General features: G+C 67.2%; 17 protein-coding genes and 3 tRNA genes. 4 read left to right on the top strand and 16 right to left on the bottom strand.

Translation table 11 applies throughout. The features are described 5' to 3' along the window. The 13 genes from tuf to rpe form a co-directional block, all read right to left on the bottom strand. Positions 1 to 1,189: elongation factor Tu (tuf, locus tag QE494_RS07695; protein ID WP_300042334.1), on the bottom strand; the 1,189-nt coding region annotated here is incomplete at its 3' end. A gap of 43 nt (positions 1,190 to 1,232) precedes the next feature. After that, positions 1,233 to 1,307: transfer RNA gene (locus QE494_RS07690), tRNA-Thr, on the bottom strand. A gap of 89 nt (positions 1,308 to 1,396) precedes the next feature. After that, positions 1,397 to 1,470, bottom strand: a tRNA-Gly gene (locus QE494_RS07685). Between the two features lie 123 nt (positions 1,471 to 1,593). Continuing rightward, positions 1,594 to 1,679: transfer RNA gene (locus QE494_RS07680), tRNA-Tyr, on the bottom strand. Between the two features lie 88 nt (positions 1,680 to 1,767). Further along, entirely contained in the window at positions 1,768 to 2,520 is a 753-nt protein-coding gene (locus QE494_RS07675; RefSeq protein WP_300042335.1) for a uracil-DNA glycosylase, read from the bottom strand. A gap of 44 nt (positions 2,521 to 2,564) precedes the next feature. After that, positions 2,565 to 3,356, bottom strand: a complete 792-nt coding sequence (trpC, locus tag QE494_RS07670) for an indole-3-glycerol phosphate synthase TrpC (protein WP_300042333.1) — start codon at positions 3,354 to 3,356, stop codon at positions 2,565 to 2,567. Between the two features lie 4 nt (positions 3,357 to 3,360). Beyond that, positions 3,361 to 4,392, bottom strand: coding sequence for an anthranilate phosphoribosyltransferase (trpD, locus tag QE494_RS07665; RefSeq protein WP_300042332.1), 1,032 nt, complete (start codon positions 4,390 to 4,392; stop codon positions 3,361 to 3,363). A gap of 41 nt (positions 4,393 to 4,433) precedes the next feature. Further along, positions 4,434 to 5,006, bottom strand: a complete 573-nt coding sequence (locus QE494_RS07660) for an aminodeoxychorismate/anthranilate synthase component II (protein ID WP_300042331.1) — start codon at positions 5,004 to 5,006, stop codon at positions 4,434 to 4,436. Positions 5,007 to 5,043: 37 nt separating this feature from the next. Continuing rightward, positions 5,044 to 6,564, bottom strand: a complete 1,521-nt coding sequence (gene trpE / locus QE494_RS07655; protein WP_300042330.1) for an anthranilate synthase component I — start codon at positions 6,562 to 6,564, stop codon at positions 5,044 to 5,046. 380 nt (positions 6,565 to 6,944) lie between these two features. Continuing rightward, entirely contained in the window at positions 6,945 to 7,373 is a 429-nt protein-coding gene (locus QE494_RS07650) for a KGG domain-containing protein (protein WP_300042329.1), read from the bottom strand. Positions 7,374 to 7,519: 146 nt separating this feature from the next. Beyond that, positions 7,520 to 9,676, bottom strand: coding sequence for a catalase (locus QE494_RS07645; RefSeq protein WP_300042328.1), 2,157 nt, complete (start codon positions 9,674 to 9,676; stop codon positions 7,520 to 7,522). 93 nt (positions 9,677 to 9,769) lie between these two features. Beyond that, a complete protein-coding gene (locus QE494_RS07640; protein ID WP_300042327.1) occupies positions 9,770 to 9,892 on the bottom strand; it encodes a hypothetical protein in 123 nt (40 codons plus the stop codon). 276 nt (positions 9,893 to 10,168) lie between these two features. After that, positions 10,169 to 10,861: a ribulose-phosphate 3-epimerase gene (gene rpe / locus QE494_RS07635; protein ID WP_300042326.1), complete on the bottom strand. Its 693-nt coding sequence runs from the start codon at positions 10,859 to 10,861 to the stop codon at positions 10,169 to 10,171. Between the two features lie 123 nt (positions 10,862 to 10,984). On the opposite strand from rpe, the gene apaG reads away from it, so the two are divergent. From apaG to QE494_RS07615, 4 genes are all read left to right on the top strand, one after another. Beyond that, complete coding sequence (gene apaG / locus QE494_RS07630; RefSeq protein ID WP_300042325.1) at positions 10,985 to 11,365, top strand: Co2+/Mg2+ efflux protein ApaG; 381 nt, start codon at positions 10,985 to 10,987, stop codon at positions 11,363 to 11,365. Between the two features lie 26 nt (positions 11,366 to 11,391). Continuing rightward, on the top strand, positions 11,392 to 12,339 hold the full coding sequence (gene thiL, locus QE494_RS07625) for a thiamine-phosphate kinase (RefSeq protein ID WP_300042324.1): 948 nt from the start codon (positions 11,392 to 11,394) through the stop codon (positions 12,337 to 12,339). A gap of 131 nt (positions 12,340 to 12,470) precedes the next feature. Next, a complete protein-coding gene (locus QE494_RS07620) occupies positions 12,471 to 12,992 on the top strand; it encodes a phosphatidylglycerophosphatase A (RefSeq protein WP_300042323.1) in 522 nt (173 codons plus the stop codon). Beyond that, a complete protein-coding gene (locus QE494_RS07615) occupies positions 12,989 to 13,510 on the top strand; it encodes a CinA family protein (protein WP_300042322.1) in 522 nt (173 codons plus the stop codon). Before QE494_RS07620 ends, QE494_RS07615 begins: the two co-directional genes overlap by 4 nt. Before the next feature lie 11 nt (positions 13,511 to 13,521). On the opposite strand, the gene QE494_RS07610 is transcribed toward QE494_RS07615, so the two are convergent. From QE494_RS07610 to QE494_RS07600, 3 genes are all read right to left on the bottom strand, one after another. Further along, a complete protein-coding gene (locus QE494_RS07610; protein ID WP_300042321.1) occupies positions 13,522 to 14,382 on the bottom strand; it encodes a hydroxypyruvate isomerase family protein in 861 nt (286 codons plus the stop codon). A gap of 48 nt (positions 14,383 to 14,430) precedes the next feature. Further along, positions 14,431 to 15,090, bottom strand: coding sequence for an aldolase (locus QE494_RS07605; protein WP_300042320.1), 660 nt, complete (start codon positions 15,088 to 15,090; stop codon positions 14,431 to 14,433). 2 nt (positions 15,091 to 15,092) lie between these two features. Beyond that, the coding region (locus QE494_RS07600; RefSeq protein ID WP_300042319.1) for a nucleotide-binding domain containing protein at positions 15,093 to 15,598 on the bottom strand (506 nt) is incomplete at its 5' end.

Here is a 15,598-nt window from a genome sequence, read left to right as displayed (position 1 = left end):
ACTCCATGATCTTGGCGACGACGCCCGAGCCGACGGTCTTGCCACCTTCGCGGATGGCAAAGCGCAGGCCTTCTTCCATGGCAATCGGGGCGATCAGCTTCACAGTGATCGACACGTTGTCGCCAGGCATCACCATCTCTTTGTCCTTGGGCAGCTCAATGGCGCCCGTGACGTCGGTGGTGCGGAAGTAAAACTGCGGACGGTAGTTGTTGAAAAACGGCGTGTGACGGCCACCTTCGTCCTTGGACAGCACATAAATCTCGGCCGTGAAGTGCGTGTGCGGCTTCACAGAGCCGGGCTTGCACAGCACCTGGCCGCGCTGCACGTCTTCGCGCTTGGTGCCGCGCAGCAAAATACCCACGTTGTCGCCAGCCTGGCCCTGGTCCAGCAACTTGCGGAACATCTCCACGCCAGTGCAGGTGGTCTTGACCGTGGGAACAATGCCCACAATCTCAATTTCCTCGCCCACCTTGACAATGCCGCGCTCGACACGACCCGTCACCACAGTGCCGCGGCCAGAGATCGAGAACACGTCTTCCACAGGCATCAGGAACGCACCGTCCACAGCACGCTCGGGCGTCGGGAAGTAGCTGTCCATCGCAGCGGCCAGCTTGAAAATGGCCTGCTCGCCCAGCTCGCCCTTGTCGCCCTCGAGCGCCAGCTTGGCCGAGCCATGAACGATCGGGGTGTCATCACCAGGGAAGTCGTACTTCGTGAGCAGCTCGCGCACTTCCATCTCGACCAGCTCCAAGAGCTCGGCGTCGTCGACCATGTCGCACTTGTTCAAAAACACAATGATGTGCGGCACGCCCACCTGGCGGGCCAACAAAATGTGCTCACGGGTCTGGGGCATCGGGCCGTCAGCGGCCGAGCACACCAAAATCGCGCCGTCCATCTGGGCCGCGCCGGTGATCATGTTCTTCACATAGTCGGCGTGGCCAGGGCAGTCCACGTGCGCGTAGTGACGGTTCTCCGTCTCGTACTCCACGTGCGCCGTGTTGATCGTGATGCCGCGCGCCTTCTCTTCCGGGGCCGCATCAATCTGGTCGTACGCCTTAGCTTCGCCGCCAAACTTGGCCGACAACACCGTCGTAATGGCCGCCGTCAGCGTGGTCTTGCCATGGTCCACGTGACCAATCGTGCCCACGTTCACGTGCGGCTTGGTCCGCTCGAATTTTCCTTTTGCCATTTCTTTCGCCCCTCAAAAAGTAACTAGACGATCACAACAAACTTGGTGCCCTTGGCGGGAATCGGACCCGCGACCTCTCGCTTACCAAGGGATTGCTCTACCACTGAGCCACAAGGGCGAATTCTTCAATCCGCCGCGCGGGCACTGCCCGCACCACCGACACATTCTGTCAATCCGCTCTGTCAACAGACACCGCCGACCCACCGCTGGAGCGGGAGACGGGAATCGAACCCGCGTCATTAGCTTGGAAGGCTAAGGTTCTACCATTGAACTACTCCCGCATCGGGGCAAGTTCAACCGCCCTCGGCAGGCTTCCTAGCGCTACCAGCCGGTCTTTCCGACTTTTCAATCTGACACATCGCCGCACCACCGAAACCCAATTTGGGCACCCCATTTCTGGAGGGTGGTGGAGGAGGCTGGATTCGAACCAGCGTAGGCGTAAGCCAACAGATTTACAGTCTGCCCCCTTTAGCCACTCGGGCACCCCTCCGGCGAATCTCGGAATATAGCACGGTTTCGCAGGGCTGACGCCCTAGCTGGACCGCAATTCTAGCCAAACCCGCGCGCGGCCAGGCCGGTCAGACCACGCCGAACACACCCCGTTCGGCCAGCCACTGGCGAGCCCGGACGAACTGGCCGCTTCCGATGAAGGGAGTCGATCCGCGGGTGGCCGACAAGGGCGAAGGGTGATTGGTCTGAATGACCAGCGCCTGTCGGCCATCGGCCCCGGCGGTTCGCTCGATCAAGCTCGCCTTGGCCTGGGCGTGCGCTCCCCACAGGAAGTAGACACAGGGGCTGGCGGTGGCCGCGACGCGCTCGATAAGCGCATCGGTTAACGGCTCCCAGCCGCGGCGGGCATGGCTGGCTGCCTGGCCCTCCTCCACGGTCAAGCTGGTGTTCAGAAGGAGAACGCCGCGCCGGGCCCAATCGGCCAGGGAGCCGTTCGTCGGCCGTTCACCCCGCTCCTTGAAGATGTTGCGCAGCGATGGGGGCACGCGCACCCCCGGTGCGACAGAGAAGGCAAGGCCCTCGGCTTGGCCAGCGCCGTGGTACGGATCCTGCCCGAGGACGACGGCGCGGACAGACGCCAAGGGCGTGAGCGCCAGCGCACGAAACGGCTGTGGCGGGAAGACCACAGCACCTGCCTCGAGACGAGCCGCCACGAAGCTCCCCAGGGCCTGCCCGCTGGAGCTGGCCAGAAAGGCGTCGACAGTGGGGCGCCAATCCGGGGCGACCGGCCAGCGGCCGGGGTCCCAGACCTGCAAACGCGCCGCTGCGCTCAGGGCACCCCCAGGATCTGAGCCAGCGCTGGCAGGCGCAGTGGCCGACATACCAGGGCGGCGATCTGCTGGCAGGTCGGAGAACAGGGGCAGGGTCATCCGCCAAAAAGGCTGGTCAGCGCCGCACCCGGGTCGGGCGCGCGCATGAAGGCCTCGCCGACCAGAAAGGCGTGGACGCCGGCGGCGCGCAGGGTCTGAACGTCGGCCACCCCCTGGATGCCCGACTCAGTCACCAGCAGTCGGTCGGCCGGTACGCGTGGCAGCAGGTCCAGCGTGGTCGCGAGCGACACCTCGAAGCTGCGCAGGTTGCGGTTGTTGACGCCCACCAGCAGGGTCTTGAGGCGAAGGGCGCGATCGAGCTCGGCGCCGTCGTGCACCTCGACCAGTACCGCCATGTCCAGGCTGCGGGCGATGGCCTCCAGGTCGGCCATCTGCGCGTCATCCAGGCAGGCAGCGATGAGCAAAATGCAATCGGCGCCCATGGCGCGAGCCTCGAAGACCTGGTAGGGGTCGACCATGAAGTCCTTGCGCAGCACCGGCAGTTCGCAGGAGGCGCGCGCTTGCTTCAGAAAGTCGGGCTGCCCCTGGAAGAACTGGCGGTCGGTCAGCACCGAGAGGCAGGCCGCGCCGTGCTCGGCATAGCTCTGGGCAATGTCCGCAGGAATGAAGTCTTCCCGCAGTACGCCCTTGCTGGGGCTGGCCTTTTTGACCTCGGCGATGACCGCAGCCTGTCCGGCCGCGATCTTGGCCCTCAGTGCGCCCTCGAAGTCGCGGGTGAGCACGCGGCTTTCAGCGTCGGCGCGAATGGTCTCGAGAGAGATTTTCTTTTTCGCGGCAGCGATCTCTTCGTGCTTGACCGCGACGATCTTGTTCAGGATGTCCGACATGGACTCAACCTTTCAAAGCAGTGGTGGCGGACACGAACTGGTCCAACTTCTTGCGGGCGGCGCCTGAAGAAAGCGCGGCGCGGGCCCGCTCGACGCCTGCGCCCATGGAGCCCACCACATTGGCCACGTACAGGGCAACGCCGGCGTTCAGGATCACGATGTCGCGCGCCGGCCCAGGCTGGTCATCGAGTACGCCCAGCAGCATTTGGCGTGACTCTTCGGGAGTTTCGACCCGCAGGGTTCGGCCACTGGCCATCGCCAGCCCGAAGTCCTCGGGATGGATCTCGTACTCGGTAACCTGACCGTCCTTGAGTTCCCCCACCAGGGTGGCCGCGCCCAGGCTGACCTCGTCGAGGCCGTCACGACCGTAGACCACGACTGCGTGCTCGGCACCCAGACGCTGCAGCGCGCGCACCTGGATACCCACCAGGTCGGAATGAAACACGCCCATGAGAATGTTGGGCGCATCGGCGGGGTTGGTCAGGGGGCCCAGGATGTTGAAGATCGTGCGAACCCCCAGCTCCTTGCGCACCGGCGCCACGTTCTTCATTGCCGGATGGTGGTTGGGCGCGAACATGAACCCGATGCCCACCTCCTCGATGCAGCGGGCGATGGCCGCCGGCGGCAAGCTCAGGTTCACACCCAGGGCTTCGAGCACATCGGCGCTGCCAGACTTGCTGCTCACGCTGCGGTTGCCGTGTTTGCTGATCTTGGCGCCTGCGGCAGCGGCAACGAACATCGAGCAGGTGGAGATGTTGAAGCTGTGCGCGCCATCGCCACCCGTACCGACGATGTCGACCAGATGGGTCTTGTCCAACACCCGCACTTTGGTGGAGAACTCGCGCATCACCTGAGCGGCCGCAGTGATTTCGCCGATGGTTTCTTTTTTGACCCGCAAGCCGGTGAGCAAGGCCGCAGACATGACCGGCGAGAGCTCGCCGCCCATGATGAGGCGCATCAGGTGCAGCATCTCGTCGTGGAAGATCTCGCGGTGCTCAATGGTGCGTTGCAGCGCTTCCTGTGGAGTGATGGGCATGGGTGTCTCCTGCGGTGTCGGGCGGGGGTGCAGCGCGCCGATCAGCGCGGCGCCAGAAAGTTCTTCAGCATCGCGTGGCCGTGCTCGGTGAGGATGGACTCAGGGTGGAACTGCACACCCTCGATGGCCAGCTCGCGGTGACGCACGCCCATGATCTCGCCGTCCTCGGTCCAGGCGGTGACTTCCAGCTCTTTGGGGCAGCTTGAGCGCTCGATCGCCAACGAGTGATAGCGGTTGACGGTGAACTGTGCGGGCAGGCCTGCGAACACGCCTTGCTGCGTGGTGGTGATGACGCTGGTCTTGCCATGCATCAACACCTGCGCGCGGATGATCTTCCCACCAAAGGCGGCGCCGATGCTCTGGTGGCCCAGGCACACGCCCAGAATCGGCAGCTTGCCGGCGAAGTGGCGGATGGCCGCCACCGAGATACCGGCTTCGGCCGGGGAGCAGGGACCGGGAGAGATCACCAGGCGGTCAGGCTTGCGTTCGGCGATGCCTTCCAGCGTGATTTCGTCGTTGCGGAACACCTCTACCTGCGCGCCCAGTTCGCCGAAGTACTGGACCAGGTTGTAGGTGAAGGAGTCGTAGTTGTCGACCATCAGCAGTTTGGTCATAGGGCCCCCACGCTGGTCATTTCTTGTACGGCGCGCATCACTCCAGCCCCTCTTCCACCAGCTCGCTGGCGCGCAGCAGGGCCCGGGCCTTGGCCTCGGTCTCCCTCCACTCCATCTCAGGCACCGAGTCAGCCACCACGCCGGCGGCGGCCTGCACATAAAGCATCTGGTCCTTGACGATGCCAGTACGAATGGCAATGGCCACGTCCATGTCACCCGCGTAACTGAGATAGCCGCAGGCACCGCCGTACAGGCCCCGCTTGTTCGGCTCGAGCTGGTCGATCAGCTCCATCGCGTGCACCTTGGGGGCGCCCGTAAGGGTGCCGGCGGGGAAGGTGGCGCGCAGCACGTCCATGTTGCTCATGCCCTCGTGAAGAATGCCTTCCACATTGCTCACGATATGCATCACATGGCTATAGCGCTCGACCACGAAGGCCTCGGTGACCTTGACGGTGCCGGTCTTGGCGATGCGGCCGATGTCATTTCGGGCCAGGTCGATCAGCATCACATGCTCGGCACGCTCCTTGGGGTCGGCCAGGAGTTCGGCCTCAGTGGCCTTGTCGGACTCAGGACTGGTGCCGCGCGGACGTGTGCCGGCGAGTGGCCGGATGGTGATCTTCTGCCCCTCGGGGGTGCCCTCCTGGCGCACCAGGATCTCGGGGCTGGCACCCACCACATGAAAGTCACCGCCCCGTCCGTCGTAGCCGGAGAGGTTGTAGTAGTACATGTAGGGGCTCGGGTTGAGCGAGCGAAGCGCCCGGTAGAGCGACAGCGGCGACTCGGTGTAGCGCTTCCTGATCCGCTGGCCCACCTGCACCTGCATGAAATCACCGGCAGCGATAAGGTCCTTGGCCCGCTCCACCGCCCGAAGGTAATCGGCCTTGGAAAATTCGCGTTCCGCCGGGTAGGTCTGGCTCTGCCGCACCGCGGGCGCGCTGACTGAATACTTGAGGAGGTCTTTCAGCTCGCGCAGGCGCTTCTTGGCATTGCCATAGGCCTCGCCCTGGCCCGGGTCGGCGTAGACGATGAGGTACAGCTTGCCCGAGAGGTTGTCGATGACCGCCAATTCCTCGCACTGCAGCAGCAGGATGTCGGGGCAGCCCAGGGTGTCGGGTGGGCAGGACTTCTCCAGCTTTTTCTCGATGTGCCGAACCGTGTCATAGCCAAAGTAGCCGGCAAGGCCGCCGCAAAAGCGCGGCAGGCCGGGCCGCAAGGCGACCTTGAAGCGCTTTTGATATGACTCGATGAAGTCCAGCGGATTGCCGGGCGCAGTCTCAACCACTTGCCCGTCACGCACGACCTCTGTGCGGGCCTCGCTGCCAAAACCGCTGGCACGCAAGAAGGTGCGCGCCGGCAGGCCGATGAAGCTGTAGCGGCCAAAGCGCTCGCCGCCCACCACGGACTCCAGCAGGAAGGACAGGCGACCGTCGCCCTTGGCATGGGCCAGCTTGAGGTAGAGAGAAAGCGGGGTTTCGAGGTCCGCAAAGGCCTCGGCAATGAGGGGAATGCGGTTGTAGCCGGCCTGGGCCAGGCTCTTGAATTCAAGTTCGGTGATCACGGGATGAGCCTCCACTCGCTCACGCCGGCGCGAAGGGCCGGCTGGGGATTCGATCGGGGGCCAGATGGGACGGGCATCGAATGTCCACTCGGACATATTCGGCGTTCATCGGGCCCAGGGGTGCACGGGGGCACCCCGTGCGATCAGGCGCGCAACGATGCTGGCCGACGCCAGGGCCAGGCTCCCCGGTCAGACTGACCTGTGATCAAGTTGCGGTGGATGAACATGCGGGCCAGTGTAGCAAAGGCCGCGGCCGAACAAGGCCCGCCGGCCCGTGCCTGGATCAGATCAGGCCGGGCCGGAGGTCCGAAATGGAGCGCCGCGAGCGCCGTGAGCGCCAGCAGCCGTGCTGAGTACCCGGGGCGCGCCTGGGGATACCCTCAGTGCCGTACACCGCCGGGCGGTGCGCTGCCAGTTTCCGCCCCGCGCAACAGGCTGGCCTGGGCTTCACCGCCCTTGCGACCCGCTTCACGCGCCTCTTCAGGAGTGAACTCATGTGCGGTGCCCTTGGCATGAGCCGCCTTGCCGCCCTTGCGGCCGGCCTCACGCGCTTCTTCGGGGGTGAACTCGTGCGCAGTGCCTTTCTCGTGGGCGGCCTTACCGCCCTTGCTGCCGGCCTCACGCGCCTCTTCCGAAGTGAATTCGTGCGCGTGACCGCTCTCATGGGCGGCCTTGCCGCCCTGGCTGGCAATCTCGCGCTGTCGCTGCGGGTCCATGGAGGCAAAGCCGCGGAGGGAGCCGCTACCCTCCTTGCCTGCCTGGCCCTGCTCACCCTGCGCTGCCTGCTTTTCCTGGTTGTTACTTGCCATGCTCTGGGCTCCTGCTGCAAATGCCATCAGCGACCGACCCGATGCCGGCCACGGACTGGATTGGGAGCCGGGACCGTCAGGCAGGGCGTCGGCTGACGAAGCTGGCCGGCGTAGGACAGGCGCGGGGGGCGCCGCCCAGGGCCGACTCAGTCTGGCGCCGTGTCGGCCTTGGGGCGGCCCCAATGCCGGTGACGAGCGATCGCTTGAATGAAGGCCTGCACCATCGGCAAGCGATCAGCTGGATCGTTGCGCCCCCGCACAACGCCGGGCAGGGCTTCGCCCTCCGGCACGGGCAGGTGCAGCAGGCGGGCACCTTCCCCGATCAGGCAGAGGGACTTGCCGTACCGGTAGGCCTCCAGCAGGTAGAGCGCCGCATCACCCTGCCGGGAAAGACTGTCGGCACTGGCGGCGCCGGCGGGGACCATGACCGCGTCGAACAGCGCCGAGGGCGCGCCGCAGAAGGTCTGGTCGACCAGCAGCTGCTGGCCCGAGGAAGTCGCGACGACCCCCAGATGGCTGGCCAGCACCCGAGTCTGGGCGCCGTGCTCATGCAGCGCCTGCTGCAGCACCTTCATCGCTCCGACCTCCACCCCCGGGGCAACCAAAATGGCCACCCGCCGACTGGCGATACTCGCCGGCGCAGCCTCCAGCGAGAGCTCGGCGCAGCGGTCCAGTGTGGCGCTGACAGGCTCGCCCGGGGGATGACGAAAGCCCGCTCGGCCCGCTGCGGCGCGCGGGTCTGGAGGCGGCAGCCCCAGCGGGTCAGCCACCTTGCGCGCTAGGCGGGCGTCCACAAACGCCAGGTTGTCAACCGCGCGCTGGCGGATGGCGGCGGACTCGACCCGCGCCAGCGACTGCACGAAGGCCGACACCAGATGATCCCGCTCCGCGCTCGATTGGCTGTTCCAGAACAGGGTGGCCTGGCTGAAGTGGTCGTCAAAGGCCGGCGTGCGCTTGCGCAGCTTGGGTGGGGCCACCGGCCCCGGTAGCGACTGGAAGCCCTGCTCCCCGCCATCGGCCCGGAACTCGCCACCCTGTGCCAGGGAGTTGGGCTCGTAGCTGACCGGTCCCCGGGCGATGCCCAGGCAATGCGCACCATCGCGCTGGAAGTGATGGACCGGGCAAACGGGGCGGTTGATCGGCAACTGATGGTGATTGGGCCCGCCCAGACGAGAGGCCTGGGCGCTGCTGTAGCCGGCTAGCCGCCCTTGCAGCAGCGGGTCGTGGCTGAAGTCGATGCCGGGAACCAGATGCCCAGGGTTGAAGGCCACCTGCTCGGTCTCTGCGAAGAAGTTTTCCGGGTTGCGATGGAGCACCAGCTTGCCCACCCACTGTATCGGCACCAGTGCCTCGGGCAGCAGCTTGGTCGGGTCCAGCAGGTCTACGCCGAGTTCGTCGGCACGTCCCTCGTCGACCAACTGCAGGCCCAGCTCCCACTCCGGGTGCTGGCCGCGGGCGATCGCCTCCCACAGGTCGCGGCGCAGGAAGTCCGGGTCGAAGCCGGCGATGCGCTGGGCTTCTTCGGCCACCAGGGCATGGCGGCCCAGGCGGGGGCGCCAGTGGAACTTGGCGAAGTGGGCGCCACCCTGCGCGTTGACCAGGCGAAAACTGTGCACGCCGTAGCCACCCATCATGCGCAGGCTGCGCGGCAGGGCGTGGTCGGACATCAGCCACATGAGCGCGTGGGTGCTCTCGGGCACAAGTGAAGCGAAGTCCCAGAAGGTGTCGTGTGCGGCGCTGGCCTGGGGCATACCGTGGTGCGGCTCGGGCTTGAGCGCGTGCACAAAGTCGGGGAACTTCATGGCGTCCTGGACGAAAGACACTGGGAAGCTCGCGCCCACCAGGTCGAGGTTGCCCTCTCGCGTGTAGAAACGCACCGCGAAGCCGCGCAGGTCGCGCACGGTATCGGCCGATCCGCGCTCGCCGGTGAGGTTGGAGAACCGCACGAAGACGGGCGTGCGCCCCCCCGCCTCTTGCAGGAAGTCGGCACGGGTAAAGGCCGATAGAGAGCGATGGCACTCAAACCAGCCATGGGCGGCGGCGCCACGGGCGTGGATCACACGTTCGGCAATGCGCTCCTGCCCGAAGTGCTCCAGCTTTTCCCGCAGGATGAAGTCCTCCAGCAGGGTGGGGCCGCGCAGGCCGGTGCGCAGGCTGTTGTGGTTGTCGGAGAAGACCACGCCCTGCTGGGTGGTCAGCGGCCCGTCGGCGGGCAAGTGAAAGGCTTCCAGCTGTCGCTGCTGCGCGGCGACGGAGTCGCTCGGCTTGGATTTGCGGGGGGGCTCGGTGCGCGGGAGGACCATGGTGGGCGTGTCGGGTGCGGTAGGGGGCAGAAAGGGGAAGGCCCGGGAAGGACCTGAGGAGAGACAGAAACGTGCGCAGCACGCCTTGGGCGCCTAGGACTGGCCCGTCTCGATTGCGGACTCAATGACATAGGCCACCGCCGCCACACCAAACGCCGCTGCCGCGCCGACCGCGCACCACACCAGCCACTCGGGCCACTCCGCTATCCACGCCATGCCCATACCCCTTGGTGTTTGCCATGCCCGGCGATGCAACTGGCATCACGGGAAGGGCTAGAGCTTAGAAAAGCGCAAGGGGCGTGACCGTAGCCAGCGGTCGTTGGAGCCTGTCGTCCACCCCGACGGTTGCCGGTAGGAGCCCACCGACCGCAGCCGTCGGGTCTGCGATCGTTCGGCCTGGTGGGGCCGCGTGTGGCCGCCTGGGGCTGCTTTTGGCTACGCTGGGCCGCCTTGGGCCTCAAGCGCCGATGTGTAGCGCTGTGTACCGCCGATTCAGCCCGCTGGGCCCGCCAGCGCGGACCGCATGGCGTCGATAACGGCGCGGTAATCGGGCTTGCCAAAGATGGCGCTGCCGGCCACGAAGGTGTCGGCGCCGGCGTCCGCCACCCGGGCGATGTTGTCGACCTTGATGCCGCCGTCGACCTCCAGCCGAATATCGCGGCCGCTGGCGTCGATGCGCTTGCGCGCCTGCTCGATCTTGCGCAGCGCCGAGTCGATGAAGCTCTGGCCGCCAAAGCCTGGGTTGACCGACATGATCAGGATCAGGTCGATCTCGTCGATCGTCCAATCGAGGACGTCCAGCGAGGCCGCGGGGTTGAACACCAGACCGGCCTTGCAGCCACGCGCCTTGATCGCCTGCACGCTGCGGTGGACATGGCCTGAAGCGTCGGGGTGAAAGCTGATGTAGTCGGCCCCGGCATCGGCGAAGAGCTGGGCGAGGGCATCGACCGGCTGCACCATCAGGTGAACGTCCACAGGCACCGGGGTGCCGTCGGCACGCTTGGCATGGGGTTTCAGCGCCTGGCAGACCATGGGGCCGAAGGTGAGGTTGGGGACGTAGTGGTTGTCCATCACATCGAAGTGGATCCAGTCAGCGCCGGCGGCGATGACATCACGCACTTCCTCGCCCAGGCGGGCGAAGTCGGCAGAGAGGATGGACGGGGCGATGCGGAAGGTGGAGCTCATGCCGCGATTGTCGCAAACGTCGCGGCCCCGCCGCCCGGCTTTGCGGGCCAGCCGCCGCCCGCGCAGAGCCCCCACGCAATTGCAATCGGAATGGGCCGTCCGCTGGCAGGTAACATCCGCCGCATGGCCAAGTATCAGTTACGTGTAGAAGTCCGGCCCGAATACCTGCCGGACCAATCGGCGCCCGAAGAGGGCGTCTACAGCTTCGCTTACACCATCACCATCATCAATGCCGGCGAAGTGCCCGCGCAGCTCATCTCCCGCCACTGGCACATCACCGACGCTCAGGGCCAGATTGAAGAGGTCAAGGGGCTGGGCGTGGTGGGTCACCAGCCCCTGCTGCGGCCCGGTGAATCCTTCCAGTACACCAGCGGCTGCCGGCTGCGCACGCCGTCGGGCACCATGCATGGCAGTTACTTTGCGGTGGCCGAGGACGGCGAGCGCTTCGAGACCGAGATCCCGATGTTCGTGCTCGACGACGGCACCCGACGGGTCTTGCACTGAGGCGGGTGCCTCGCGGGCAGAACGCCATGGGCGAATTCGACCTGATTGCGCGCTACTTCAAGCGGCCGGTGCGCCGCAGCCCCCTGGGCGTGGGTGACGACTGCGCCCTGCTTGCGCCGGCACCGGGCATGCAACTGGCCGTCTCCACCGACCTCCTCATCGAAGGCCGGCATTTCCTCTCCACGGTGGACCCGCGCCGCCTGGGCCACAAATGCCTGGCGGTCAACCTGAGTGACCTGGCCGCCTGCGGTGCGAAGCCCCTGGCCTTCACCCTCGGCCTGGCCCTGCCCCAGGCGGACGAGGCCTGGCTCGCGCCCTTTGCGCAGGGCTTGCTGGCGCTGGCCGACACGCATGGCTGCGAGCTGGTGGGTGGCGACACCACCCGCGGGCCGCTGGCCATTTCAATCACCGTCTTCGGCGAGGTGCCCACCGGCCAGGCCCTGCTGCGCTCGGGCGCGCGACCAGGCGACGAGGTCTGGGTCAGCGGCACCTTGGGCGACGCCCGGCTGGCGTTGGAGGTGTTTCGAGGCACGCGGCAGGCACCGCAAGCCGTGTTCGAGGCGGCGCGCGAAAGGCTGGAGTGCCCGGTTCCCCGCGTCTCGCTGGGGCTGGCGCTGCGCGGCGTGGCCAGCGCCGCGATCGATGTGAGTGACGGCCTGGTCGGTGACCTCGGCCATGTCCTGGCCGCATCCGGCGTGGGCGCCACGCTGCGGGCCGAACAGGTGGCCGCCCTGCCCGCCCTGGCCCTGTCCGTGCAAGACCGGCTGGACTTCGCCCTCGCCGGGGGCGACGACTACGAGCTGGCCTTCACCGCCCCAGCTGCAGCCCGCGACGCGGTACTGGCCGCAGGCCGCGCCAGCGGCACTGCCGTGCACTGCATCGGCGTGATTGAAGCGGCGCCCGGCCTGCGCCTGGTCGACGCCGCCGGCCACGCGGTGGTGCGCCCGGTGGCTGCGTTCGACCACTTCGCCTGAATCGATTCAGAAACCGCAGAAACCTCGGCAGCCTCGGACACCCATGAAGCCTGTGCGGCCTGTGGGGGCCACGACGGTACGCCGGCGGGGCCGGCCAACTTCCTGCCGCACGCGCCGTTTACCATCCCGCCATGACTCCCACCGACTCCGTGGCCGCGCCCCGCCGGCCCGATGTCCGCTTTTTGCTCTCACACCCGGCCCACGCAATCGCCCTGGGCCTGGGCTCGGGCCTGTCCCCGGTGGCGCCCGGCACGGTGGGCACGCTGTGGGCCTGGGCCAGCTTCCTGGTGATGCAGCTGTGGCTGTCGCAAGCGGCGATCGGCTGGATCATCCTCGCCAGCCTGCCGCTCGGGTGGTGGGCCTGCACCCGCACCGCCGAGCGCCTGCGGCTACTCGATCCCGGGTGCATCGTGTGGGACGAGATCGTCGCTTTCTGGGCGGTGCTGTGGCTGCTGGCGCCGGCGGGCTGGTTCACGCAGTTGGCCGCCTTCGCGCTGTTTCGCTTCTTCGACGCGGTCAAGCCCGGCCCGGTGGGCTGGGCCGACCGGCTGTTCCACGGCTTTGGCTGGCGCGGTGGCCTGGGCATCCTGCTGGACGACCTGGTGGCCGCCTTCTGCACCCTGTTCCTGTTCGCTGTCGCGAGGGCCTTATGACGCAGACCTCTCCTGATTCCAAGACCACGGCAAACACGCCGGCGCTGGTGGCCGCGCTGGCCGACCAACTGCGGGCGCGTGGCTGGATGATGACCACCGCCGAAAGCTGCACTGGCGGGGGGATCGCCGCCGCCTGCACCGACCTGGCCGGCTCCAGCGAATGGTTCGAGCGCGGGTTCGTGACCTATTCCAACGAGGCCAAGACCGAGCTGCTCGGGGTCGACGCCCAACAAATCGCCGAACACGGCGCGGTCAGCGAGCTGGTGGCGCGCGCCATGGCCCATGGCGCGGTGCGGCACTCGCGCGCGCGGGCGGCCGTAGCGGTGACAGGCGTCGCCGGGCCGACGGGCGGCAGCGCCGCCAAGCCGGTGGGAACGGTGTGGTTTGGCTTCATGGTCGACGGCCGGCTGTCCTCCGAGACCTGCCGCTTCGCGGGCGACCGCGCCGCAATAAGAGCGGCCACGGTGCGCCATGCGTTGGCGCGACTGATCGACAAGATCGAGGCGAACGAAGACTGAGGTCGCTGGGCTCAGGCTCCCGCTGACCGCAGCGCGCGCAGCCACTGCAGCCCGCGCGATGTGCCGCCGGGCGAGCTGTCGGCGGGGAGGTACTCGCAGCCGACCCAACCCTCCCACCGGTTCGTGGCACTAGGCGCGGAAAGCTTTTCGATCAGGGCGAACACCGGCGGCCAGTCGATCGCGCCGCTGCCTGGCTCGTGACGGTCGGGGGCGTCGGCGATCTGGATATGCCCCACCCGGCCGCTGGGCAGCGCCTGCGCCAACTGGCCGGCCAGGTTGCCCTCGACCCGCTGGCAGTGAAACAGGTCCAACTGCACCTTCAGGTGAGGGGAGCCCACCGCCTGCACCAGGGTGTGGGCATGGTCCTGCCGGTTCAAGTGGAAGCCCGGCACATTGATCGGATTGATCGGCTCAATGAGCAGCGTGCGGCCCGCGCGTTCCGCCAGGCCCGCGGCCCAGCGCAAATTGGACAGCAGCACCGCATCGGCCTGCTCGGCGCTGCAGTCCGGGGCGCGCAAGCCCACCATGGCGTGAATGCGCGGGCAGCCCAGCGCCTCGGCGTAACGCAGCGCCGCCTCGATGCCCGCGCGGAACTCGGCCTCCCGGCCCGGCGCGCAGGCGGTGCCGCGCGAACCCGCTTGCCAGGCCTCGTCGCAACGCGCGGCCTCCAGGCCGCCCGGCGGCGTGTTGAACAGGACCTGCTGCAGCCCGTGCGCCCGCAGCCGCGCCTTGATTTCGGCCGCGGGGTGCGCGTAGGGAAAGAGGTATTCCACCGCCTCGAAGCCATCGGCGGCGGCGGCCTCGAAACGATCGAGGAAGGGCCTGTCCGGGTACAGCATGGACAGGTTGGCGGCGAAGCGGATCGTGGTCATAGTGACATCTCCAGTCAACCGGTCAAATGGACGGATGGGGCTGACGGATTACCAGACGGCCGAGAAGGACTGGCGCAATTCCTCGATCGCCTCCGGCGGCAAGGATGGCGCGTTCGGCATCAGAAGTTGCAGCCGCGCGGTCTCTTCGAGTTCTTCCAGGATAGCCATCGCGGCCTCCGGATGGTCGTGCCACACATTGGGCCCCAGGCGCGGGAGCATTACCGCGCGCAGCGGCGTGCCCTGCTTGCCGTAGCGGTGAATCGCCTCGACCACATCCGCCGCAGCGATGGGGCTACCGGGACGCCGATAGGGCAGCAGAGGCACGTGGCCGACCTTCATCACGAAATAGGGGGTGATCGGGTCCAGAAGCTCAGCGCCCTGCACGCGCAGACTCTGCGCCACGCAATGCGTACTGTGCGTGTGGATGATGCAACGGGTCGCGGCATGATAGGCGCAGGCCGCGGCGTAGATCTGCCGATGCAACAGGAGTGTCTTGCTCGGGCGGGTCGTCCCCTGCAGCTGGCCAGCGAGGTCCACCCGCGCTAGATCGCCAGGGTCGAGCCGGCCCAGGCAAGCGTCGGTGGGGGTGATCAGAAAGCCATCGTCCAGACGGACACTAATGTTGCCCGCCGTGGCGTGGACATAGCCCCGCTCGAAGAGGCTTTGTCCGATGCGGCAGATGGCTTCGCGTGCCTGGGATTCGGTCATGGTCAGGATGAAATAGACAGGGACTTGGCAAAGAAATCCACGCTGCCGAAGTTCCCCGATTTGAGCGCCAGCCACAGCGGCCGGACCTCCACCCGGGTCCAGGGCACGCCGGGGTCGATGGTGCCGCCGATGCGCAGCTGGCCAATCCCCAGGGCCTGGGTCACCGCGCCAGAGGTCTCGCCGCCGGCGACGACGAGTCGGCCCACGCCGCCCTCTACCAGCGCCACCGCGATACGGGCCAGGCAATGCTCGATTCGCGCACCGGCCTCGGAGCCCAGCAGGGCCTGGCTCGCGCGGACCGCCTCGGGGTCTGCGGTGGCATGAAAGAGGGTCGGCGACGCGCCCTGCGCCGCGGCCCAACGCAGCGCCTCGGCCACCAGATCGCCGCCCGCCGCCAGCGCCGCTGGGTCCAGGCGCCAGGCCGGCAGGCCGGCGGCGCGCCAGTGCGCCACCTGGGCCTGGGTCGCCTGCGAGCAGGAGCCAGCGACGATGGCGGCAGGGCCCTGCG

The sequence above is a fragment of the Ramlibacter sp. genome (assembly GCF_029866045.1).
In the GTDB taxonomy this organism is placed as follows: domain Bacteria; phylum Pseudomonadota; class Gammaproteobacteria; order Burkholderiales; family Burkholderiaceae_C; genus Ramlibacter.
This window is presented reverse-complemented; position numbering and strand designations above follow the sequence as displayed.

Coding starts and splice junctions, on each gene's coding strand:
- QE494_RS07675 (WP_300042335.1), bottom strand. CDS start 2,520: ATGTCGGCCACTGCGCCTGCCAGCGCTGGCTCAGATCCTGGGGGTGCC.
- trpC (WP_300042333.1), bottom strand. CDS start 3,356: ATGTCGGACATCCTGAACAAGATCGTCGCGGTCAAGCACGAAGAGATC.
- trpD (WP_300042332.1), bottom strand. CDS start 4,392: ATGCCCATCACTCCACAGGAAGCGCTGCAACGCACCATTGAGCACCGC.
- QE494_RS07660 (WP_300042331.1), bottom strand. CDS start 5,006: ATGACCAAACTGCTGATGGTCGACAACTACGACTCCTTCACCTACAAC.
- QE494_RS07650 (WP_300042329.1), bottom strand. CDS start 7,373: ATGGCAAGTAACAACCAGGAAAAGCAGGCAGCGCAGGGTGAGCAGGGC.
- QE494_RS07645 (WP_300042328.1), bottom strand. CDS start 9,676: ATGGTCCTCCCGCGCACCGAGCCCCCCCGCAAATCCAAGCCGAGCGAC.
- QE494_RS07640 (WP_300042327.1), bottom strand. CDS start 9,892: ATGGCGTGGATAGCGGAGTGGCCCGAGTGGCTGGTGTGGTGCGCGGTC.
- rpe (WP_300042326.1), bottom strand. CDS start 10,861: ATGAGCTCCACCTTCCGCATCGCCCCGTCCATCCTCTCTGCCGACTTC.
- apaG (WP_300042325.1), top strand. CDS start 10,985: ATGGCCAAGTATCAGTTACGTGTAGAAGTCCGGCCCGAATACCTGCCG.
- thiL (WP_300042324.1), top strand. CDS start 11,392: ATGGGCGAATTCGACCTGATTGCGCGCTACTTCAAGCGGCCGGTGCGC.
- QE494_RS07620 (WP_300042323.1), top strand. CDS start 12,471: ATGACTCCCACCGACTCCGTGGCCGCGCCCCGCCGGCCCGATGTCCGC.
- QE494_RS07615 (WP_300042322.1), top strand. CDS start 12,989: ATGACGCAGACCTCTCCTGATTCCAAGACCACGGCAAACACGCCGGCG.
- QE494_RS07610 (WP_300042321.1), bottom strand. CDS start 14,382: ATGACCACGATCCGCTTCGCCGCCAACCTGTCCATGCTGTACCCGGAC.
- QE494_RS07605 (WP_300042320.1), bottom strand. CDS start 15,090: ATGACCGAATCCCAGGCACGCGAAGCCATCTGCCGCATCGGACAAAGC.